Below are 21,000 nucleotides of genomic sequence, written 5' to 3'. Positions count from 1 at the left end.
CACCTAGAGAGTTTGAATGTGTAAACGGTGTGATCATATACACAGTTTAGCAAAGACATATTGCAACAAGCCGTGCGTGTGCTGCACGGCTTGTGTTGTTCGCAGGATCAATCAATTGCCGGATCAATGAATGATCGGGCTAATCAATTCAATCAATGACTGCGATAAACGGCCAGATGCGCTAATCCTTCCAGCGCCTCGCGGTATGGGCTTGGCGGAATGCAGGCTAGCGCGTGAATGGCTTTATCCGCCTCCTCTTCCGCTCGCAGACGGGTGTGCTCAAGTGAACCACACTGTTGCATCGCCTCAAGTACCGGCTCGAGTAAGTCACGGCCATTACCCTTTTCGATAGCTTGGCGGATCATCGCGGCCTGCTCAGCATTGCCGTGTTGCATAGCGTGCAGCAAGGGCAGGGTAGGCTTGCCTTCGTTGAGATCATCGCCCAGATTCTTACCCAGCTCTTCACCGGCACTGTAATCGAGTAGATCATCAATCAGTTGGAAAGCGGTGCCTAGATAACGGCCATAATCACGCATGGCACTCTCTTGCTCATCACTGGCATTGGCTAAAATGGCCGATGATTGTGCGGCTGCTTCAAATAGCCGTGCTGTTTTACTGTAAATCACCTGCATGTAATCTTGCTCGGTGATATCAGGGTTATTGCAGTTCATCAGCTGCTGCACTTCACCTTCTGCAATGACGTTGGTGGCCGCGGCCATTAGCTCTAAAATTCGCAGCGAACCTAAGCTGGTCATCATCTGAAATGCGCGGGTGTAAATAAAATCACCCACCAACACACTGGCTGCATTACCAAATGCTGCATTTGCGGTGGCTTTACCCCGGCGCAAATCTGACTCATCAACCACATCATCGTGCAGCAAGGTGGCGGTATGGATAAACTCAATAAATGCCGCAGCGGTAACATGCCCATCGCCCTGATAATTCAGTGCGCGCGCAGCTAAAACAGCGATCATCGGCCGGATCCGTTTTCCCCCTCCGCTGATAATGTAATAGCCGAGCTGATTAATCAGTGCGACCTCTGAATTGAGTTGCTGCAAAATAGCCGCATTCACATTTTCCATGTCGGCATTGCTTAAGGCGCGAATCTCTTCAAGCTTCATAGTCCGTCAGTCTTCTAATTTTGTTATCATAGGGGGAAGATCAGTCCATAATAAAACCTTGTCTGCATGGATTGTACCTTAAAAACGAGGAACGGAAACGCGCAAGGGCAAGTTGGAGAATTTTTCTCCGATATTGCCAGAAGAGCTCTTGTCATTGAGCTGCTTTTTGCGTAGAATTCGCGCCCTATTGAATAGTTTTATTGAGCACCCAAATTGACTTATAAGATCGAGTCTGCGGTGCCGAAAAAGAGCGGAGTTTTATATGTACGCGGTTTTCCAAAGTGGTGGTAAGCAACACCGAGTAAGCGAAGGCCAAACCATTCGCCTGGAGAAGCTGGACGTAGCAACTGGTGAATCAGTTGCATTCGAAGAAGTACTGATGATCGCCAATGGCGAAGATATCAAAATCGGTGCACCTTTCGTAGCCGGCGGTATGGTTAAAGCTGAAGTTGTAGTTCACGGTCGTGGCGACAAAGTTAAGATCGTTAAGTTCCGTCGTCGTAAGCACAGCCGTAAGCAGCAGGGCCACCGTCAGTGGTTCACTGAAATCAAAATTACAGCTATCAGCGCTTAAGTTTAGGAGAACGGACAAATGGCACATAAAAAAGCTGGCGGTTCCACACGTAACGGCCGCGATTCCGAAAGCAAACGCCTAGGTGTTAAGCGTTTCGGTGGTGAATCTGTTCTGGCAGGTAACATCATCGTTCGTCAGCGTGGTACTAAGTTCCACGCTGGTGTGAACATGGGTTGTGGTAAAGACCACACTCTGTTTGCAACTGCTAACGGTAAAGTGAAGTTTGAAGTTAAAGGCCCGAACAACCGTAAATATGTAAGCATCATTGCTGACTAATTACTGGCCTTGACCGGTTCACAGGAAGAGCCCCGCGCAGTTGCGGGGCTTTTTTATATCAGCTATCGGGAGCCATATGATGCGACAGCACGCTATGCTGGGATTCTTTCTGGCGCTGCTGACCGCCATTTTTTGGGGCGCACTGCCAATTGCCATGAAACAGGCGTTGGAAGTTGTCGATCCTTACACCATTGTGTGGTTTCGTTTTACCACCGCAGCGGTTGGGTTAGGTATCTGGCTGGCTATTCGCGGTAATTTACCCTCACCTACGCTATTGTGGCGACATTATCGGTGGTTGATTCTGGCTGCAACCTTAGGGCTTGCCAGTAATTTCCTCTTATTCAACAGTGCGTTGCAATTTCTTAGCCCAGCAGTCGTACAAGTTGTTATTCAACTTGCTCCGGTGTTGTTGTTGATAGCCAGTGTCGTGGTGTTAAAAGAGCAACTACAACGGCATCAGGTGATTGGTTTGTTGCTGCTCGTTGGCGGTATGCTGCTGTTTTTCAATGCACGGCTGTATGAGCTGTTCACCAGTTTAAGCTCCTATACACTAGGGGTACTGCTGGCAGTGGTTGCCGCGTTGGTCTGGGTCGTGTACGGCTTGGCACAAAAGGTTTTATTGCGTCGTCTCTCCTCCCCACAGATTTTATTGACCTTGTATGTGCTCAGTGCCTTACTGTTTTCACCAGTAGCACAACCGCAGCAGGCGTTAGCGATGGATGCACGTCAGTGGGCAATGCTGGCATTTTGCTGTATCAATACACTGGTTGGATACGGTGCATTTGCAGAAGCCATGGCGAAGTGGGATTCGGCTAAAGTGAGTGCAATAGTGACGTTAGCGCCACTGTTCACCATACTGTTTTTAGAGCTATTGAGTATGTGGGCTCCGGCACAATTTGCCGCCGCTCCGCTGAATATGCTGGGTTATCTTGGTGCGTTGGTGGTGGTTGCCGGCGCCATGTTTTCTGCGATCGGCCACCGTCTGCTGCCTCAACGTGCTGTGAGAGCACCGGCAGCGGGCGTGAAATAACCCGGTTTGCACTTTTGCACGGAGACGATCATGAAGTTTGTCGATGAAGCGGTAATTCGCGTTGATGCTGGTGATGGCGGTAATGGCTGTGCCAGCTTCCGTCGTGAGAAATATATCCCGAAAGGTGGCCCAGATGGTGGCGACGGCGGTGATGGCGGTGATGTATTTATCATTGCTGATGAAAACTTAAATACCCTGATTGATTACCGCTTTGAGCGCAGCTTCCGCGCTGAACGTGGCGAGAATGGTCGGGGCAGTAACTGTACCGGTAAGCGTGGCCAAGACATCACCCTGAAAGTACCGGTAGGTACACGTGCCGTTGATGAAGAGACCGGCGAAACGCTGGGCGATCTGACTCTGCACGGCCAGAAAATGCTGGTTGCGAAGGGCGGTTATCACGGTTTGGGTAATACCCGTTTTAAATCGTCGGTAAACCGTACGCCATACCAGAAAACCAGTGGTACGGAAGGTGAAAAACGCGAGCTGCGTTTAGAGCTGATGCTGCTGGCCGATGTGGGTATGCTGGGTATGCCAAATGCCGGTAAATCGACCTTCATTCGTGCAGTCTCTGCGGCACGCCCGAAAGTGGCTGACTATCCGTTTACCACCTTGATCCCAAGCTTGGGTGTGGTGCGTATGGATAGCGAGCGCAGCTTCGTTGTTGCCGATATTCCGGGTCTGATTGAAGGCGCGGCAGAAGGTGCGGGTTTAGGTATTCGCTTCCTTAAGCATCTTGAGCGTTGCCGTGTACTGCTGCATATTATTGATATCAACCCTGTTGATGGATCTGATCCGGCAGAAAATGCACGTATTATTGTCTCTGAGCTTGAGCAGTACAGTGAGCTGCTGGCCTCTAAACCACGCTGGTTAGTGTTCAACAAAGTTGACTTGATGAGCGAAGAAGAGGCCCAAGAGCGGATCGATAAGATCGTTGCCGATCTGGGTTGGGGTGAGGACTACTACACCATCTCTGCAGCCACCGGTAAAAATGTAACGCCGTTGTGCTGGGATATCATGCAGCTAATTGAGAGCCTGCCAAAAGCTGATGCCGAGCCAGAAGCGATCACCGAAGAGGTGAAGTTCAAGTGGGATGATTACCACCGCGAACAGCTGAGTGATGTCTGGGAAGGTGCGGATGACTCTGATGACCTTGATGACGATGACTGGGATGAAGATGAGTACGATGTAGAGACCATCTACAAGCCGTAATCATAGATTTTCCAGCACGTTTGTTTACCCCATTTTCGGGATAAACAAAGACGCTGCGATAAAAACCGCTTCTGTTCACAGAAAGCGGTTTTTTTTGCTCTATATCAGGCTTTTTTATCCCGAAAAACGGTTTAATGTCACAAGATGTTATTTTGCGGGTTATTCAGGTTTGGTAAGGGAGCGCGGCACGGAATGCATCAAGATCAGTGGGCAGACACAGAAATACAGCGCGAGATCACCCGTTTATGCGTACAAAGCGCGTTGCTGCTGTTACAGCACGGCGCTGAGAGTACGCTAGTTGAGCAGGTGGCAGAGCGCTTAGGGTTGGCGCTGGGTGTGCAGAGTGTTGAAAGCTCTATCTCGGCCAATGCGATTGTGTTATCAACGCTCAACCATGGGCAGTGTATTACTACCACCCGGCGCAATGTAGACCGCGGTATTAACATGCAGGTGGTTACCGAGGTGCAGCGTACGCTGATTATGGCGGAACGCGGCTTGCTCTCTGTTGCGGAAGTGCGCAAACGATTGGATAAGATTAAACCACTGCGTTATCCGCGCTCGTGGGTTGTTGTGATGGTGGGGTTATCCTGTGCTAGTTTTTCACACTTATCGGGAGGCGATGCCACCGTTTTTGCGGTGACATTTATTGCTAGTGCGATTGCGATGCTGGTGCGTCAAGAGCTGGCTCTGCGGCATTTTAATCCGTTGGTTAATTTCTGCCTGACGGCGTTTGTGGCCAGTTCCGTTTCCTCGGTCGGGTTGGTGTATCAGCTAGGTAATCAGCCCTCATTGGCGATGGCATCAAGTGTGCTGCTATTGGTTCCGGGCTTTCCGCTGATTAATGCGTTGTCAGATATGGTCAAGGGGCATGTCAATATGGGGCTAGCCCGCTGGATGATGGCGACCTTACTGACCTTTGCCACTTGTGCCGGGATTGTCATGGCAATGGCGCTGTGGGATGTCAGGGGGTGGTCATAATGGCCAGTTTATTGTGGATGCTGGTACAGGATATGTTTTTTGCCGCCATTCCTGCGGTTGGATTTGGCTTGCTGTTTAATGTTCCGGTGCGGGCACTGCGCTATTGCGCGATGCTGGGCGCATTGGGGCACGGAATGCGCTTTTTACTGCTGCATTACGGGTTTCCGATTGAGTGGAGCACGCTGGCAGCATCAACCACAATTGGTATGATTGGCGTTCACTGGTCGCACCGCTATCTGGCTCATCCGAAGGTCTTTACGGTTGCCGCGGTGATCCCAATGGTTCCGGGGGTGAAAGCTTATAAAGCGATGATTGCACTGGTTGAGATAAACCATCAGGGCTACACCCATGAGTTGATGTCGCAAATGGTGACCCATTTTCTGCAAAGCTTTTTCATTGTTGGGGCACTGGCGTTGGGGCTGGCGATCCCCGGTTTGCTGTTTTATCGTCGCCGCCCGGTCGTATAAAAAAATAGCCCGCTGATTCCGATTGCCTGATTTGCTATGATGCGGCCGAGAATGACAGTCGACTGCAAAAGAGTGCCTAGATGAAAATAAGTTTAATTGCGGCAATGGCCGCTAATCGGGTGATTGGTCTGAATAACCAGATGCCGTGGCATTTACCGGCTGATCTAGCATGGTTTAAAGCGAATACGCTTGGAAAACCTGTCATCATGGGGCGAAAAACCTATGAGTCGATCGGGAGACCGTTACCGGGTCGGCAAAATATTGTGCTGTCGCGTCAGGCGGGCAATGATGAGCGGGTATTATGGGCAGTATCTTTGTCAGACGCTCTGAGGCTGGCCGGAGATGTTCCCGAGGTCATGGTGATTGGTGGTGGGCATGTCTACCATGAAGCCTTACCACTGGCATCACATCTGTATCTGACACGGATTGATGCCGAGATTGACGGTGATACCCGCTTCCCGCAATGGGATACCGCAGAGTGGCACGAGATTTTCAGTGAGGCGCACACCGCAGATGCTGCAAACCAATATGCTTACCGGTTTACCATTTTAGCGCGCCAAACTGCCAATACTCAGTGATGGGTATAATCAGTAATGGATATAAAAAGGGCTGTGCTTACTTGTTTATGCACTGATCCGCGGTTGCTGAAAATAGCGCTGATCATCCCAACGCAGCAATGTCAGATGATTTCCCCAGACACAACCGGTATCCAGCGCATAGACTGCCGGTTGGTTCGTTTTCCCAAGCAGTGAAGCCCAGTGGCCAAAAACCACTCGATGGTTGGCCAGTAATGGATTAGGTAACTGATACCACGGTAGCAGTGGTGCAGGTGCTTGGTCTGCTGGCAGTTTACAGTGCATTTCAAGCCGCCCGTCAGGGTAGCAAAAACGCATGCGGGTGAAGGCGTTGATGATATAACGCAGGCGGTCATCACCTTGTAAATCGGGTGACCACTTGTCGGGCAAATTGCCATACATCATGCTCAGCATCGCCTGATACTGCGGGCTACGTAGAACCTGCCCGACCTCTGCGGCGCATGCTGTTGCGGTGCTCAGATCCCAAGCCGGAGAGATTCCGGCATGTACCATGACAAATGGATAGGTAGGGTGTACCAGTAGCAACGGTTGCTGACGCAGCCAGTGCAGCAGTTCGTGACGATCGGGGGCATCTAAAATCGGTTGCAGGTAATCACGTGCTTTGGCTTTGGCAAGCCCGGCATCAATACTGAGTAAGTGCAGATCATGGTTGCCTAAAATGGTGCGTGCTGCCGGGCCTAACGCGCGCACAAAGCGCAGGCATTCGAGTGATTTTGGCCCGCGGGCAACCAGATCACCGGTTAACCAAAGCTCATCATGTTGCGGGTTAAACTTTACCTGTTCGAGCAGGGCCAAAAGTTCATCGTAGCAACCTTGCAGATCACCGACCAGATACGTTGCCATTGCTGTAGATACCTTACTTTCTTGCTGGATGTGGTGCAGAAAAAGAGACACTAAACGCTGATATCAGCAGTAAGTTGATGATATCAGCGCCGTGTTTGCACCGTGATTTACAGTAAATTCACGGCTGCAAATTAACGTGGATCATGTGCGGCATGCGCATCGGCAGCTTGTGGCGGGTTGTTATCCAGCCAGTTTGCCAGCATGCAATATTGCTCAACGGTAATGTTTTCCGCTCGCAGACCCGGGTTAATGCCCAGCGCTTCGAGCTGTTCAACACTGAACAGGTGGCCAAGACCGTTACGGATAGTTTTCCGGCGCTGGTTGAACGCATCGGTGGTAACACGGCTAAGCCAGCGCAGGTTTTGTACCGGATACGGTTTTTCTGCGTGCGGGATCAGTCGTACCACAGCGGAGTCAACTTTTGGTGCTGGCTTAAACGCATGCGGAGGCACTTCGAGTACCGGAATCACCTGACAAAAATACTGCGCCATCACACTTAAACGGCCATAAGCTTTGCTGTTTGGGCCGGCGGCTAGGCGATTAACCACCTCTTTTTGCAGCATAAAATGCATATCGCTGATGCTGTCAGTAAAACTGAACAGATGGAACATCAGCGGGGTTGAGATGTTGTATGGCAAGTTACCAAATACACGCAGCTTTTGCCCCAATTCAGCCGCAATCTGGCTGAAATCGGCAGTCATGGCATCTTGCTGGCGTACGGTTAATTTGTCTTTTAACTTTGGATGATTGCGCAAGCGTTCAGCCAGATCGCGATCGATCTCGATCACGGTCATATGATCAAGATCGCGGGCTACAGGTTCGGTCAGTGCGGCAAGGCCGGGGCCGATCTCGAGCATAGCTTGATCATTACGTGGGTTGATCGCGGCGACAATACTATCAATGACAAAGAGATCATTAAGGAAATTCTGGCCAAAACGTTTACGGGCACGGTGGCCAAGGTGAACACTGTCATTCATTGTGTTTGTGAATCCGTCATAGTAATCGCGAGAGTGAGCGCTGTCCGAAAGCTCCCCTCGTCAGCAAGTCGGGTACCGGCAAGATCCAATGCCGTTCCGTGATCGACTGAGGTGCGGATATACGGCAACCCCAGTGTAATATTTACCGCACGGCCAAAGCCCTGATACTTGAGTACCGGCAACCCCTGATCATGATACATGGCCAGTACTGCGTCGGCATCGTGCAGGTATTTATCTTGAAACAGAGTATCTGCAGGAAGCGGGCCAACCAGATCAAACCCTTGCTGACGCAGTTGCTGCAAAACCGGTTCAATGGTGGTGATCTCTTCCATGCCGATATGCCCGCCCTCGCCAGCATGCGGATTTAGGCCACACACATAGATACGCGGATTAGCACAGCCAAATTTACGCTGTAAATCCTGATGCAGGATCTGGATCACTTCACGCAGGCTATCAAGGGTAATGGCATCGGCCACATCGCGTAGTGGTAAATGGGTGGTGGCAAGTGCAACCCGTAACTCGTGGGTTGCCAACATCATCACTACCTTTTCGCATCCTGCACGCTGGGCAAAAAATTCGGTATGCCCGCTAAACGGGATACCGGATTCATTAATAATGCCTTTATGCACCGGGCCGGTAATCAGTGCGGCGAACTCACCATGCTGACAGCCGTCAGCGGCGCGTACCAGCGTATTGAGAACATAGCCGGCATTGGCACTGTTTAGCTCTCCGGCAATAACCGGCGCTGACAGCGGCTCTGACAAAATGGTCAGCGTTCCGGCTGCCTGAGGGCAGGCAACCGTATCGGCAGCATAGGGGATTAACGTTAGCGGCAGATCTAGCGCGGTGGCACGGCTGTGTAGTAACGCAGGGTCTGCGCAAACCACTAACTGTACCGGCCATGCCTGTTGTGCCAGTTTTACCACCAGATCAGGGCCAACCCCGGCAGGTTCGCCGGGGGTGATGATCATACGTGGTATGCGATTACTCATCGTTTGGGTCAACCACTTTGACATATGCGGCAGCACGTTGCTCTTGCAGCCAGACCGGAGTCTCTTCTGCAAACTTCATGTTAAACAGCATGCGGTAGGCGCGATCTTTAATGGCCGCATCGGTACGGTCAACTTTTTTGGTGCCGAGTAACTGAACAATGTGCCAGCCAAACGGCGTCTTAAATGGCTGGCTGATTTGATCTATCTTGAGGCTGTCGAGTTCGTTGCGGAACTGTGGCACAAATGCATCAGGCAGAGTCCAGCCTAAATCGCCACCCTGTGCAGCAGAGCCAGGATCTTGTGAATACTCTTTTGCCAGTGCAGCAAAATCGGCTTTTTTGGCCAGTAGATCTGCCCGCATTTTCAGCAGTTGCGATTGCGCTTGTTCGTCACTGAGCATAACTGAGGTTTTCAGCAAAATATGGCGGGCATGCACTTCGGTGGCCTGCACACTTTGCTCTTCACCACGCAGTGCATTGACTTTGAGGATATGGAAACCGACACCGGTACGGAACGGGCCAACCAGTGTTCCGGTGGTGGCATTGGTGATTTTTTCCGCAAACACAGTCGGGATGCTTTGTGGGCGCACCCAGCCTAAGTTACCGCCTTCCAGCGCTTTCGGGCCAGAAGAGTTTGCGATAGCCATTTTTGAGAAGTCAGCGCCTTTTTTCAGCTCACGCATGACTTGATCAGCTTTGGCTTGGGCAGCATCCACTTCGCTTTGGGTTGGGTTTTCCGGCAATGGGATCTGGATGTGGCTGAGGTTGTACTCCTGACCTTTTTGCACTTGCTGGCTGATCTGTTTAGCTAGCGTATCAACTTCTTGTGGCAGGATATTGATTCGACTGCGTACTTGCGAGTTACGCGCTTCGGTTGCGAGCATCTCTTTACGGATCTGCTCACGGTAGTCAGCATAATTGATGCCCTGTGATTGCAGATTCTGCTGCAACTGCCCGACACTCAGACGGTTTTGTCCGGCAATGGTAGCAATTGCACCATCGAGATCGGCATCACTGACGCTGATACCCAGTTTACTGGCCAGTTGTAACTGGATTTGATCCAAAATCAGGCGATCAAGCACCTGATGGCGCAGTGCCGCATCATCGGGTAACTGTTGATTGGCCTGCCGTGCATTCAGTTTTACTGATTGCATTAGGCTGTTGACATCACTTTGTAATACCACACCGTTATTGACGATTGCAGCTACCTGATCAATTGATTGCGGGGCGGCAATCACACTGGTACTGACCATTGCCAGCAGTGAAAACCACGTCTTCCAGTTCTTCATTCGCCTTTCCATCCTGCGCTTTGCAGCGTTTAATTAATAAGGTAAATATCTGTTATTGAAGTTAACTGTACACATCATCCGATGATGTGTGAAATTTAGTTATTCAATGTAAACGGACGCTGATACGGCAGGATACCACTACCCAACATCTTACCGATACCGGTTGAGTAGTTGTTGCCAAGGCCACGGATCTCAACATTGAATGAAACAGCATTATCATAGGTGCTGGTTCGCGTGTTGTTGTCGTAACCAATTGTTTTGCGCTCATACATCAGGTTCACCGCCCAGCAGCAGGTATTATATTGTAACCCTAACAACTGTTCTGCCGACTGTTTCAAACCGGTATCGTAATAGTATTGGCCTACTACGCCCAGTTTATCGGTGACCGGCCATGCTGAAACTACGCCCACTTGGGAGATGTTATGGTCATAGTTCTTATTCGGCAAGGCACTGTTGATGTACTCCTGACTGGCGTAACGGTAGTTTAGCTGTACTAAACGCTCGCTATCTTTACGGTACTCAACGGCGGTATTAGCCAGTGTAACCTGCTTGTCTTGCGGGTCATATTGTACTCCGGCCTTGGCGCTCCAGTTCTCATTGAACAGCACATTAGACTCAGTGGCCCAAGCAGAAGTTCGCGCTTCATGTTGTGCTTTTTCAGTAATGCGCGGTGCTGACAGGTAATAAATCTGCCCGATAGCAAAGTTAAAGCGCTCATTAAGGCCCTGATCGAAAATCCGGGTGGTTAAACCGGTAGTGATTTGATTGGCCGATGAGATACGGTCTAAACCGCTGTAACGGCGATCTCGGAACATGCCCAAATAGTCGAGTTGCAGCGTGGTAGAGTCATAGTTACCGATGGCTTTTTGATCTGTATACGGACGATACAAGTACTGTACTTGCGGCTCTAAAGTCTGGGTATAGCCGTTTAGCAGGGCTGTATCTCGCTCTAAGATCATTTTAGCATCGATCTTTCCTTGCGGAATAAAACGCGAAACCGACTCTTCTAATGCATTATTGGCTGCATTTTGTGGAATATCTTGCTGATAATGGGTGGCATACAGCTTGCCGCTGGCCTCTATGCTGCCCCAGCGGTTGGCCAGTGGGTAGCTGAAGCTAGGCTCTAAATGTACCCGTGTTGCTGTCGGCATTATCGGATTATTATTTTCAAAACGTACGATTTGGCCGAACAGATGGGTATTTAGCTTCTCGTCGAGCAAACTGGTGTCGTAATAGTTGATATCTAGCTGTGGCGAGGTGCGATAGGCACTGGCCACTTGGCTGTCAAATATCTGAAACTGTGTGGCAGAAAGATTCACCATCCAGTTCGGATCGGCATAGCCGATGCTGCCGGTTTGTGTTACATAGCCATCAGTTGTGCTGCCATATGGGGAATCTAAGTCAGAGAAATATTGCGGATCACTGACTTTGGTGTAGTTCACATTAAAACGCCACACTTGATTAATCACGCCGCTATGCCCCCAGTAGGTCAGGTAGCGCGACTCATCTTGGTGTAGTGGATCATTTGGCAGGTAGTCGAAGGCAATCGTGCCGGCCCCTGGCGTGGTGAGGTAACGGAATTCGGTCATCCACTCGGTTCCGCGTTTGCTCATATAACGCGGAGTAATGGTCGCGTCATAGTTAGGCGCGATATTCCAGTAGTAGGGAATGTCGAGCTGAATACCGTCTTTATTGGATGTTTTAAATGCCGGAACTAAAAAACCGGAGCGGCGTTTGTTGCCGAGCGGAATTTGTAAATACGGGGTATAGAAAATCGGTACCCCGGCGACTTGAAAGCGGGCATTCCACAACTCTGCCATCTCTTCTTGGCGATCTTGCACCATGGTGGTGGCGGCAATACTCCAACTGTCATCTTCAGGAAGGCAGGTGGTAAATACGGCACTTTTCATGATGTTGTAACGGTTTTCCCGCAGTTGCAGCTCTTTGGCTGTGCCGCGCCCCTGTTTATCTACAAACTGGTAGCTGGCTTGATCAACATCGGTATCTTTACTGTCTAAATCTGACCATGCGCGTGGGCCTTTTAGGCTAATGGTCGGGTCAAAATAGTGTACGTTACCGCGGGCGGTCATTTCACGTTTGACCGGTTGGCCGTTTTTAAGCTGTTGGGTCACTTCTGCATCATGTGAGGTTAGCTGGCGGTTGCCCTGCTCAACATTCACATTTCCCTGATAAAAGGCACGATTTGGGTAATCAACATTGGCATCGTCAGACAAAATAGTGACGGTTTGCGTGTTAGGATCACCCTCAACCAGCGGCTTGGTATAGTGCGGCACACCAGATAAGCATTGACTACGCAGATCGGCGTACGTGTGCGGGCTAAACAGTATGGCTCCGATGGTTGAAGCTAAGATTGTCGGAAGAATTTTTTTCATACCGGTATAGAGGGTCCTACAACCTGAGCGAGCCATAATGCCCGCAAGCAATTGAGCTGAATGCAGAGTATGATAAAGCAATTTGCGTCACTCGGCACATTTATGATTATTTGTCTGTGAAAGCCAGTATACCGCGTAAATTGTTGATGAGAAAAATGCTTATTTAGTACAACAACGAGTACAAAAACAGATCTTTTTAGCGAGATTTTTCAACCACATTGATGGGGTTTAAGAGGGGCAGGAATGCAGTTGTGGGGCAAATTGGTGGGTATTGCACTGGGATCGCTAGCTGGCGGGCCGATTGGTGCTTTTTTCGGATTATTAATCGGCCATCAAATTGATAAGCGGGTGGCAGCCCAAGCTAACTTTCAGGGCTATTTTAGCAACCAGCAGGCGCGTCAGTCGCTGTTTTTTCACGCGACATTTTCGACGATGGGGCATTTAACCAAGTCAAAAGGGCGGGTGACCGAAGCCGATATTCAAATGGCGAATGCGATGATGAGCCGGATGAATCTGCATGGTGAGGCGCGAAAAGCGGCTCAGGAAGCGTTTCGTGATGGCAAGCTGGCCGATTTTCCGCTGCGCCAGACGTTGCGTGATTTCCGCCGGGCCTGTTTTGGCCGCTTTGACCTGCTTAAGATGTTTATGGAGATCCAGCTGCAAACCGCGTTTGCCGACGGCTCTTTGCATCCGAGCGAGCGCGATGTGTTGTATGTGATAGCCGAAGAGCTGGGCTTTTCGCGCAGCCAATTTGAGCAGCTGTTATCTATGCTTGAGGGCAGTTCACAATTTCGTGGTGAGCAAGGTTCACAGCAAGAGGGCTGGGCCCCGCGCAATGCCAATGGCCCGACACTGGCCGATGCCTGTAAAGTTTTAGGCGTCAGCAGCAGCGATGATGATCAAACGGTGAAGCGAGCTTATCGCAAGCTGATGAATGAGCATCACCCCGACAAGCTGGTGGCAAAAGGTTTACCGCCTCAGATGATGGAGTTAGCCAAGCAAAAAGCACAGGATATTCAGGCCGCTTATGACCTGATCCGACGTGAGCGTGGTTTTCGCTAAAACCGGCTATAAGAGTTGAGACTAACGAGGGTTTGCCTTGCTATTGGCAGTAAACTGCGGTCTCGTTTTGCGTAATACGGTACCCATATTTACACTCTCAGGCTCTTCGTGTTACCGCGAATGAGCCTGTTGTATTTCCACGGCCTAATTGCTGTTAGGTTGCGGGTATGCTGGCTGGGTTAAACTTACGCTTGATTGAGTTCTGAAGATGTAATAAGCGGCTCTTTTTGTGCTCTGAGATCGGGCAGGTTTTGCGGTTTAGCATCTGGTGCTTGTACTAAACAGTGCCGACCACGCTGTTTGGCGCGGTACAGGGCTTTATCTGCGGTATGGTAGAGTTCGGTAATGGTGCGGTTTTCCCCGCTGGCATAACCGGCTGAGAAAGTTAACAAGCCAAACGGTGAACCTCGGTGTGGAATGGCCAGCTGCTCGGTAATATTCATCAGATCATTGATCAGTTCAGTTAACTCATGCTGCTGTACGGCTGGAATCAATACTGCAAACTCTTCCCCTCCCATGCGTGCCACGGTGCAGCTGTGCATGCAGTTTCTCAGTGTGACAGAGAAGCTACGCAGGCACTCATCACCAGCCGGATGGCCGTAAATATCGTTAAAGGCTTTGAATGAGTCGATATCAATTAAGATCAAGCCGGGTGCTGCGGGCTCTTCCATCATTTGCTGGATAATTTGATCAAAATAACGGCGATTGTAGAGCCCGGTTAGCGGATCATGATAAGAGAGATCAAGCAGGCGCTGATTGGCCTCATTGAGTGCCTGTGTGCGTTCTTGTACCTGATTATCGAGCGAAAGATTGAGATGACGCAGATCCTGCTCACTCTGAAAACGGGCTAGCAAGCTGGCAACCACGGCGGTAAACAGATGCAAAATGGTTTGCTGGTGGCTGGTCATCACTCGGCGGCTGAGCAGGTTGTCGGCAAAAATTGCACCGAAAAAACGCCCGCCGTGCCACAGACCCGCACTTAAGTGCCAGCCGATGCCGATCAGGTGGTTATCGTTAAACAGAGGTGCATCCCGCCGAACGGTAAAGTAATCCTGCACGGTCAGCATCGGGGTAATAACTGGATCAGCATAAGGGTCAATATGCAGGTGATGCTCACCACGCAAGTTACCCTGCTCATCACAACCATAAGTACCGCACAGCATATGTGTTTTTTGATCCCACAATGCCACGGCAGCACGATCAACACCCAGCGTTTTAATCTTTTCTACCGCTACTTTGCATGCCAACAGAATATTATCGGTCTCTGCCATTGCCAGCAGGCCTTCATGCAAAAAACGCAGCTGTTTTTCACGCAGCATTTGTACCAGTACTGATGAGACCATTCGCCCGAAAGTGATCAGTAATACCTGTTGTGCGGCAGTGAGTGGGCGTTGTGAAATCAGGTTATCGAGTGCAAACCAGGCTATTGGGCCGTTTTCATCACGCAGGATCAGCATTGCGTTCCAGCCTACCCCGACAATTTCGTGCTGAGTATACAGCGGTGCGTTCTCTTTGATGACCAACTCTTGGTCTTGACTGCGCAGTGCATCATTGAAGGTGTCGGTTTGATCGCGGTAGCTGTAGATAATGCTGCGTTCATCGGCAGTATTGCCGTTGCTGTCAGTACCAAATGTTCCCTGTACTTGGCCGGTAGCCGGATCGTACAGCATCAGTGCGCTGCGGCAACCGGGTAGAATTGAGCGCAACTGTTCTACGGCCAGCTGGTAAAGCTCATCAAGCTCACGGCACAACACCATGGCACTCATTAGCTGTTGCAGTTCCCGAATGGTATTGACCTGATTACGCAGGTCATTGAGCTGTTTGGCCAGCATGGCTTCTTGCAGATCGCGTTTGGCGCGATCGGCACAGCTTCGTGTTTCGGTGTGATGTTTTTGCAGCAATTGGCCGAAAAAGAGCAGAGCACAAATTTGGGTGGAAGAGTCTTGCTCTGTAGATGCAGTGTTGTTGAGCTTCCAGACCAAAATCTGAGTGTTGTCATCACTGCCACTTAAGCGGCAGATTTGCAGGGTAGGATCGTCGGTAAAAGTTTGCCAGATACCGTCTTGTGTAAGCTGATGGATCTGTATGATCAGCGCGCAATGGCCGAATGCCGTATCGTGCGGAGTGGTTGACGGCCAGCTATCAAGCAGTGTTGGATCTTCCCGCCCGCTGAACAACCAGCACTGTTCAGCGTTCAATAAGAGCGCTAATTCGGGCAGCGCCAAATCAATCAGTGAGCGTTGATCGTGGGCAAAAATCCATTGCTGTAGCATACCGTGCGGGATCATCTCATATCCTTAAGACCGAGCGGAGCATTAGCATCATACAAATCATGCAGAGAGTCGATTACTGTATGGAGTTTGATGCTGATTTTGAGCGGTAAGTCGATTTTTTTCGTGTTATTTTCAGAACACAATGTTTCATATGTGAGGTGGTATTTTCATCTGGCAGTGGTTTATTTTCGCGATTATCTGGGGTTAGTCGGCCAGTTAGTGGATGAATTCTGTGGTGATGACCTAAAAAGGTGCGTTGCAACGGTGGGGATTAGAGTTGGCGGATCAGCCACTTGAGATTACAATAGCGGCGTTCTCAACGGGGTGCCTTGTGGCTGAGATAACACCCGTCGAACCTGATCCGGTTAATACCGGCGGAGGGATTGGGGATTGCTGCCGGTATTTGCCTGCGGCTACCAAAACCTTTGCCGACTCCAACAAGGTTGTAAGGAGCGCAAAGTGTCAATATTCACGTCTGTTACCGATTACATCTCTTCGGTTCGTCCTCATGCTCTGCTGGCTGCTCTGCTATTGCCGGTCGCTTTACCGTCGGTTGCGGCTGATTCTGCATCTGTATCCTCCAAAACGTCTTTATCACTCGATACGACAGCGACAAAGCCGCTTGATACGGCAGGTGCGGGCAGTCATGCCGGTAAAACGTTGACGGTTTATACCTATGACTCATTTGCCTCTGATTGGGGCCCAGGCCCGGCGGTGAAAAAGGCGTTTGAAGCGCAGTGTGGTGGGTGTGAGTTGAAGTTTGTGGCACTTGATGATGGGGTGTCGATCCTCAATCGGGTGCGGATGGAAGGCAAGCGCAGTAAGGCTGATGTGGTGCTTGGGCTTGATAATAATTTGGTGGCTGAGGCTGAAAAAACCGGATTATTTGCCCCGTTATCAGTGAATACTGATGCGTTAACCCTGCCTGATGGTTGGAGCAATCGGGTTTTCCTTCCTTATGATTATGGCTATTTTGCTTTTGTGTATAACAAAGAGAAGTTGCCTAACCCACCGACCAGTTTAAGCCAACTGATTGAGAGCCCACAGCCGTGGACTATTATCTACCAAGACCCACGGACCAGTACGCCGGGGCAGGGGTTAATGCTGTGGATGAAGGCCGTATATGGTGAAAATGCAGCAACTAAGTGGCAGCAACTGGCGAAAAAAACGGTCACTGTGACGAAAGGCTGGAGTGAGGCTTATGGCCTATTTCTTAAAGGTGAGGCGGATATGGTGCTCAGTTACAGCACGTCGCCGATGTACCATTTGATCAGTGAAAAAGATGCGCGTTATGCTGCAGCCGATTTTGCCGAGGGGCACTATTTGCAGGTTGAGGTGGCCGGACAGCTTGCCAGTAGCCAGCAGCCGCAACTGGCGCAACAGTTTTTACAGTTTATGCTGACACCGGCTTTTCAGCAGCAGATGCCAACGGCTAACTGGATGCTGCCTGTGACGAATATTGCTCTGCCCGCCGGATTTGAGCAGGTGGTTGCACCGAAGAAAACGTTGGAATTCTCCCCACAGGAAGTGGCTAAGCAGCGCAAAGCGTGGGTACGGGAATGGCAATCGGCCGTCAGTCAGTAATTTTGTTTTTTTTCCGTAGTTGTCGTGTGCCCGGCTGGTTGTGGCCGGGCATGGTGGCCGCATTATTGCTGTTGCTGTTGGCGGTGAGCGCCTTGGCCAGTTTATGGCTGAATGCTCCTGCGACAGAACCTGTATTTTTGCTCGATGACCCCTATTTACAGCACGTATTACGTTTTACGTTGATGCAGGCAGGCTTATCGACACTGCTCTCGGTGTTGCCGGCGATTTTTCTGGCTCGGGCACTGGCGCGACGGCGGTTTATTGGTCGCGCTTTACTGGTGCGGCTGTTTTCACTGACCTTGGTATTGCCGGTGCTGGTGGCGGTATTTGGCCTGATCAGTGTGTACGGGCAAAACGGCTGGCTGGCACAGCTGTGTCGGTGGCTTGGCATTCACTACCGTTTTTCCCCGTATGGCTTGCAGGGGATTTTACTGGCACATGTGTTCTTTAATTTACCGCTGGCATGCCGCCTGTTTTTACAGAGCTTAGAAGCTATTCCCCTTGAACAACGCCGTCTTGCTGCACAGTTGGGAATGAATGCAGGGCAACGGTTTCGATTTTTAGAGTGGCCTTATCTGCGTCGCCAGTTATTGCCGACGGCCAGCCTGATTTTCATGCTCTGTTTTGCCAGTTTTGCGGTGGTATTGGCGCTCGGTGGTGGGCCAAAAGCGACCAGTATTGAGCTGGCGATTTATCAGGCGCTAACCTATGACTTTGATCTGGGGCAGGCCGCGTTGCTGGCGCTGTTGCAGATGGCCGTTTGCCTTGGGCTGGTGGTGATCAGCCAGCGGTTGGCTGGAGCACTGCCTGCCGCCGTCGGTAATGGTGGGATCTGGCATGAGCGAGATCGACACCGAGGCCGCTTGCTGGGCGATTTACTGCTGATCGGGGCGGCACTACTGCTGTTGCTACCACCGCTATTATCGGTGCTGGTGAGCGGCCTGAATATGTCGTTGTGGTCGGTGTTGCGCCAAGCGGCGCTCTGGCAGGCGTTGCTGACCTCGTTGCAGATAGCGCTGGGCGCGGGGGCGCTGGCGGTGATACTGGGCATGATGATCCTTTGGTCAAGCCGCCAGTTACGGATGCAGGGGTGCCGCCGCTGGGCCGCGCGTCTGGAGCTGTCGGGGATGTTGATTTTGGCGATGCCCGGTCTGGTGCTGGCTACCGGCCTGTTTTTGTTGTTGCAGCCTTATCCGGCACTGGCCGAGCATGCCATGTTGCTGGTGATTATCTGTAATGCACTGATGGCACTGCCATATGTGCTGAAAACCCTCAGTGTTCCGATGTGGGATCTGGCGGTGCATTATAACCGGTTGTGCGCCTCACTTGGGATACAGGGCTGGCAACGTTTGCGCTGGGTAGAGTGGCGCGCGCTGGCCCGCCCGCTCTCACTGGCGATGTCATTTTCCTGCGTGTTGTCTCTGGGCGATTTCGGGGTGATAGCGCTGCTGGGCAGTGATGATCTGCGTACCCTTCCTCTGTATTTGTATCAGCAGATTGGAGCATACCGCAGCAATGATGCGGCAGTCACGGCACTACTATTGATGCTGCTCTGTTTTGGTCTGTTTACCTTTTTTGAGCGTTTGCCACGGCAGCGCACGGAACCCCGATCATGATTTCGTTAACGCAAGGCCTGTTTATTTACGACCATCTGCCGATGCGTTTTGATGTACACATAAAAGCCGGAGAGCGGGTAGCGATTCTTGGCCCGAGCGGGGCAGGAAAAAGTACACTGCTGAATATTATTGCCGGTTTTGAGCATCTCAATAGCGGCCAGCTTCGCTTAAACGGGGTGGATGCGGTGCATTTACCTATTGCAAAACGCCCAGTATCGATGCTGTTTCAAGAGCATAATCTGTTTAATCATTTGACCGTGCGGCAGAATATTGGCTTAGGGCTAAATCCGGGGCTAAAGCTGAACGATGCACAGCGCCAGCGTTTGGCGCAAGTGGTGGAAGATGTTGGGCTGAGCGAGTATCTTGATCGGCTGCCGGATACGCTCTCGGGCGGCCAGCGCCAGCGAGTTGCTCTGGCGCGCTGTTTGGTGCGCGACACCCCTATTTTGCTGCTCGATGAGCCGTTTTCGGCGCTTGATCCGGCGCTGCGTGCCGATATGTTGCAGTGTGTTGATTTAGCCTGCCAGCGGGCAAATTTAACCTTACTGATGGTGTCGCACAATTTAGAAGATGCAGCGCGGATAGCTCCGCGTACTCTACTGATTGTTGATGGCCGGATTTACTATGACGGTAGCACACAGGCGCTCATCCGCGGCGAAACGCCTGCTGCTCGGGTACTCGGAATAGGTTGTTAATCACGGGTATTATTGATGATTTATCTCTTATCACTTACTCAAATTAGCGTATAAAACCTTGCTCAATGTGGGCGGGAATATACGTACAAGATAGCGTAGCTATCTTGTACGTATACCATAAATAGTCGTGTTTATGGTTTGATTATCAGCCAGACCTGCTTGGCATACAGCGGCATCAGCGGTTGTTGTAGCAACAATACTGTGCTGATAATTGCCGCAATCAACGTGATCGGCGCGCATATCCGTAAACGGCTAGGGGTTAACAGCCGGCTAAAAATATCCGCTTTCTGGTGATCTGCCCGCCAGTAACGCCAGCACAACCAGACCGCGAGTGTACAACTGACCGCGCCGAGGATCAGCCAGACACGGAACGCGCCGAGATCTTGCCCGTTTGGGATCCCCAGTGCTACGCCGGCCAGCAAACCGGGTAACAGATAAACCGGAGGCCATGTTGCGCAGGCCAGAAAATTGGGCAGCGCAAACTTTTGCAGCGGCAGATTAAGCATACCGGCAACCAGTGGCACAATCGGACGTGTCGGGCCGATATGTCGCCCCCAGAAGATAGTAAGTAGACTGTGCTGATGCAGTGCATGTTCAATTTTGTTGATCTGGCCGGTATAGCGCTGCAAGGGGCGTGCTTTACGCAGCGGCACGGTAAAGTAGTGCCCAGTCAGAAATGATCCCCAATCACCAACCATGCAACCGAGTGTTGCGAGCAGCCATGCCAGCCAAAAGTTAACCTCACCGTGGCCGATCATCAGGCCAATCGATGTCATAATGATCGAGCTTGGGATCAGCAGGCCGATAACCGCAATCGACTCAATCAGCGCCGCCAAAAAAACCGCAGTCAGCGCATACTGCGCGGCATAGAGCTGTATGTGTACAAATAGAGCATCCATCAGTATCTCAATGTAGTTGGTCAGAACAAACTGACGGGGAAAAATTTTATTGGGAAGTGTTGTGATTTTACAGGAAAGTATTGTGCAAGGTGCGCTTTGCACCGTCAATCGGCGGTGCAAAGGCAGA

The 21,000-nt window shown here is 50.9% G+C and carries 19 protein-coding genes and 1 riboswitch; of the genes, 11 read left to right on the top strand and 8 right to left on the bottom strand.

From position 1 onward, the window contains the following. Positions 1-152: 152 nt before the first annotated feature. Entirely contained in the window at positions 153-1,121 is a 969-nt protein-coding gene (gene ispB / locus AC1HDJ_RS00645; RefSeq protein ID WP_479536414.1) for an octaprenyl diphosphate synthase, read from the bottom strand. 262 nt (positions 1,122-1,383) lie between these two features. On the opposite strand from ispB, the gene rplU reads away from it, so the two are divergent. The 7 genes from rplU (at position 1,384) to folA (ending at position 6,233) form a co-directional block, all read left to right on the top strand. After that, positions 1,384-1,695 carry a 50S ribosomal protein L21 gene (gene rplU, locus AC1HDJ_RS00640; RefSeq protein WP_438623463.1) on the top strand — a complete coding sequence of 104 codons (312 nt, stop codon included), beginning with the start codon at positions 1,384-1,386 and terminating at the stop codon, positions 1,693-1,695. 18 nt (positions 1,696-1,713) lie between these two features. Further along, positions 1,714-1,971, top strand: a complete 258-nt coding sequence (gene rpmA / locus AC1HDJ_RS00635) for a 50S ribosomal protein L27 (protein ID WP_438623464.1) — start codon at positions 1,714-1,716, stop codon at positions 1,969-1,971. A gap of 76 nt (positions 1,972-2,047) precedes the next feature. Continuing rightward, on the top strand, positions 2,048-3,001 hold the full coding sequence (locus tag AC1HDJ_RS00630; RefSeq protein ID WP_479536412.1) for a DMT family transporter: 954 nt from the start codon (positions 2,048-2,050) through the stop codon (positions 2,999-3,001). Positions 3,002-3,031: 30 nt separating this feature from the next. Continuing rightward, entirely contained in the window at positions 3,032-4,210 is a 1,179-nt protein-coding gene (gene cgtA, locus AC1HDJ_RS00625; RefSeq protein WP_479536410.1) for an Obg family GTPase CgtA, read from the top strand. 192 nt (positions 4,211-4,402) lie between these two features. Beyond that, a complete protein-coding gene (locus AC1HDJ_RS00620) occupies positions 4,403-5,188 on the top strand; it encodes a threonine/serine exporter family protein (RefSeq protein ID WP_479536407.1) in 786 nt (261 codons plus the stop codon). Continuing rightward, the gene (locus tag AC1HDJ_RS00615) at positions 5,188-5,655 is read left to right on the top strand and encodes a threonine/serine exporter family protein (RefSeq protein ID WP_479536405.1); all 468 of its coding nucleotides are present in this window, start codon (positions 5,188-5,190) and stop codon (positions 5,653-5,655) included. Before AC1HDJ_RS00620 ends, AC1HDJ_RS00615 begins: the two co-directional genes overlap by 1 nt. A gap of 80 nt (positions 5,656-5,735) precedes the next feature. Next, a complete protein-coding gene (gene folA / locus AC1HDJ_RS00610; protein WP_479536403.1) occupies positions 5,736-6,233 on the top strand; it encodes a type 3 dihydrofolate reductase in 498 nt (165 codons plus the stop codon). 45 nt (positions 6,234-6,278) lie between these two features. Here folA and apaH read toward each other — a convergent pair whose 3' ends face one another. The 5 genes from apaH to lptD form a co-directional block, all read right to left on the bottom strand. Continuing rightward, the gene (apaH, locus tag AC1HDJ_RS00605) at positions 6,279-7,094 is read right to left on the bottom strand and encodes a bis(5'-nucleosyl)-tetraphosphatase (symmetrical) ApaH (RefSeq protein WP_479536401.1); all 816 of its coding nucleotides are present in this window, start codon (positions 7,092-7,094) and stop codon (positions 6,279-6,281) included. Between the two features lie 131 nt (positions 7,095-7,225). Continuing rightward, a complete protein-coding gene (rsmA, locus tag AC1HDJ_RS00600) occupies positions 7,226-8,071 on the bottom strand; it encodes a 16S rRNA (adenine(1518)-N(6)/adenine(1519)-N(6))-dimethyltransferase RsmA (RefSeq protein ID WP_479536399.1) in 846 nt (281 codons plus the stop codon). Further along, entirely contained in the window at positions 8,068-9,063 is a 996-nt protein-coding gene (gene pdxA / locus AC1HDJ_RS00595) for a 4-hydroxythreonine-4-phosphate dehydrogenase PdxA (protein ID WP_479536397.1), read from the bottom strand. Before pdxA ends, rsmA begins: the two co-directional genes overlap by 4 nt. Beyond that, positions 9,056-10,351, bottom strand: a complete 1,296-nt coding sequence (gene surA, locus AC1HDJ_RS00590; protein ID WP_479536395.1) for a peptidylprolyl isomerase SurA — start codon at positions 10,349-10,351, stop codon at positions 9,056-9,058. The genes pdxA and surA overlap by 8 nt, the downstream gene beginning before the upstream one ends. Positions 10,352-10,446: 95 nt before the next feature. Continuing rightward, positions 10,447-12,744, bottom strand: a complete 2,298-nt coding sequence (gene lptD, locus AC1HDJ_RS00585; RefSeq protein WP_479536393.1) for an LPS assembly protein LptD — start codon at positions 12,742-12,744, stop codon at positions 10,447-10,449. Positions 12,745-12,987: 243 nt separating this feature from the next. Here lptD and djlA point away from each other — a divergent pair, with 243 nt between their 5' ends. Then, complete coding sequence (gene djlA, locus AC1HDJ_RS00580; RefSeq protein WP_438623474.1) at positions 12,988-13,806, top strand: co-chaperone DjlA; 819 nt, start codon at positions 12,988-12,990, stop codon at positions 13,804-13,806. 185 nt (positions 13,807-13,991) lie between these two features. Here djlA and AC1HDJ_RS00575 read toward each other — a convergent pair whose 3' ends face one another. Further along, complete coding sequence (locus AC1HDJ_RS00575; RefSeq protein ID WP_479536390.1) at positions 13,992-16,094, bottom strand: GGDEF domain-containing protein; 2,103 nt, start codon at positions 16,092-16,094, stop codon at positions 13,992-13,994. Positions 16,095-16,389: 295 nt separating this feature from the next. Continuing rightward, a riboswitch (TPP riboswitch) is annotated at positions 16,390-16,479 on the top strand. A 59-nt stretch (positions 16,480-16,538) separates the two neighbouring features. On the opposite strand from AC1HDJ_RS00575, the gene thiB reads away from it, so the two are divergent. Genes thiB through thiQ form a run of 3 tightly spaced genes read left to right on the top strand, consistent with a single transcriptional unit; the run spans position 16,539 to position 19,974 of the window. Then, positions 16,539-17,663 (top strand): thiamine ABC transporter substrate binding subunit, encoded by a 1,125-nt coding sequence (gene thiB, locus AC1HDJ_RS00570; RefSeq protein WP_479536388.1) that lies wholly within the window; start codon positions 16,539-16,541, stop codon positions 17,661-17,663. Then, positions 17,639-19,279: a thiamine/thiamine pyrophosphate ABC transporter permease ThiP gene (gene thiP, locus AC1HDJ_RS00565; protein ID WP_479536386.1), complete on the top strand. Its 1,641-nt coding sequence runs from the start codon at positions 17,639-17,641 to the stop codon at positions 19,277-19,279. Before thiB ends, thiP begins: the two co-directional genes overlap by 25 nt. Beyond that, complete coding sequence (gene thiQ, locus AC1HDJ_RS00560) at positions 19,276-19,974, top strand: thiamine ABC transporter ATP-binding protein ThiQ (RefSeq protein WP_479536384.1); 699 nt, start codon at positions 19,276-19,278, stop codon at positions 19,972-19,974. Before thiP ends, thiQ begins: the two co-directional genes overlap by 4 nt. Before the next feature lie 131 nt (positions 19,975-20,105). Here the strand turns inward: thiQ and AC1HDJ_RS00555 are convergent, their stop codons facing one another. Beyond that, a complete protein-coding gene (locus AC1HDJ_RS00555) occupies positions 20,106-20,873 on the bottom strand; it encodes a DedA family protein (RefSeq protein ID WP_479536382.1) in 768 nt (255 codons plus the stop codon). Between the last annotated feature and the right edge of the window lie 127 nt (positions 20,874-21,000).

The organism is Plesiomonas sp. ISS29, assembly GCF_056522795.1.
Note: the sequence above shows the minus strand (reverse complement) of the source record. Positions and strands in the feature narration are given on the sequence as shown.

What these genes read in the sequence shown, in the direction of transcription:
- ispB (WP_479536414.1), bottom strand. Translation starts at nt 1,121, where the DNA reads ATGAAGCTTGAAGAGATTCGCGCCTTAAGCAATGCCGACATGGAAAAT.
- rplU (WP_438623463.1), top strand. Translation starts at nt 1,384, where the DNA reads ATGTACGCGGTTTTCCAAAGTGGTGGTAAGCAACACCGAGTAAGCGAA.
- rpmA (WP_438623464.1), top strand. Translation starts at nt 1,714, where the DNA reads ATGGCACATAAAAAAGCTGGCGGTTCCACACGTAACGGCCGCGATTCC.
- AC1HDJ_RS00630 (WP_479536412.1), top strand. Translation starts at nt 2,048, where the DNA reads ATGATGCGACAGCACGCTATGCTGGGATTCTTTCTGGCGCTGCTGACC.
- cgtA (WP_479536410.1), top strand. Translation starts at nt 3,032, where the DNA reads ATGAAGTTTGTCGATGAAGCGGTAATTCGCGTTGATGCTGGTGATGGC.
- AC1HDJ_RS00620 (WP_479536407.1), top strand. Translation starts at nt 4,403, where the DNA reads ATGCATCAAGATCAGTGGGCAGACACAGAAATACAGCGCGAGATCACC.
- AC1HDJ_RS00615 (WP_479536405.1), top strand. Translation starts at nt 5,188, where the DNA reads ATGGCCAGTTTATTGTGGATGCTGGTACAGGATATGTTTTTTGCCGCC.
- folA (WP_479536403.1), top strand. Translation starts at nt 5,736, where the DNA reads ATGAAAATAAGTTTAATTGCGGCAATGGCCGCTAATCGGGTGATTGGT.
- apaH (WP_479536401.1), bottom strand. Translation starts at nt 7,094, where the DNA reads ATGGCAACGTATCTGGTCGGTGATCTGCAAGGTTGCTACGATGAACTT.
- rsmA (WP_479536399.1), bottom strand. Translation starts at nt 8,071, where the DNA reads ATGAATGACAGTGTTCACCTTGGCCACCGTGCCCGTAAACGTTTTGGC.
- pdxA (WP_479536397.1), bottom strand. Translation starts at nt 9,063, where the DNA reads ATGAGTAATCGCATACCACGTATGATCATCACCCCCGGCGAACCTGCC.
- surA (WP_479536395.1), bottom strand. Translation starts at nt 10,351, where the DNA reads ATGAAGAACTGGAAGACGTGGTTTTCACTGCTGGCAATGGTCAGTACC.
- lptD (WP_479536393.1), bottom strand. Translation starts at nt 12,744, where the DNA reads ATGAAAAAAATTCTTCCGACAATCTTAGCTTCAACCATCGGAGCCATA.
- djlA (WP_438623474.1), top strand. Translation starts at nt 12,988, where the DNA reads ATGCAGTTGTGGGGCAAATTGGTGGGTATTGCACTGGGATCGCTAGCT.
- AC1HDJ_RS00575 (WP_479536390.1), bottom strand. Translation starts at nt 16,094, where the DNA reads ATGATCCCGCACGGTATGCTACAGCAATGGATTTTTGCCCACGATCAA.
- thiP (WP_479536386.1), top strand. Translation starts at nt 17,639, where the DNA reads ATGGCAATCGGCCGTCAGTCAGTAATTTTGTTTTTTTTCCGTAGTTGT.
- thiQ (WP_479536384.1), top strand. Translation starts at nt 19,276, where the DNA reads ATGATTTCGTTAACGCAAGGCCTGTTTATTTACGACCATCTGCCGATG.
- AC1HDJ_RS00555 (WP_479536382.1), bottom strand. Translation starts at nt 20,873, where the DNA reads ATGGATGCTCTATTTGTACACATACAGCTCTATGCCGCGCAGTATGCG.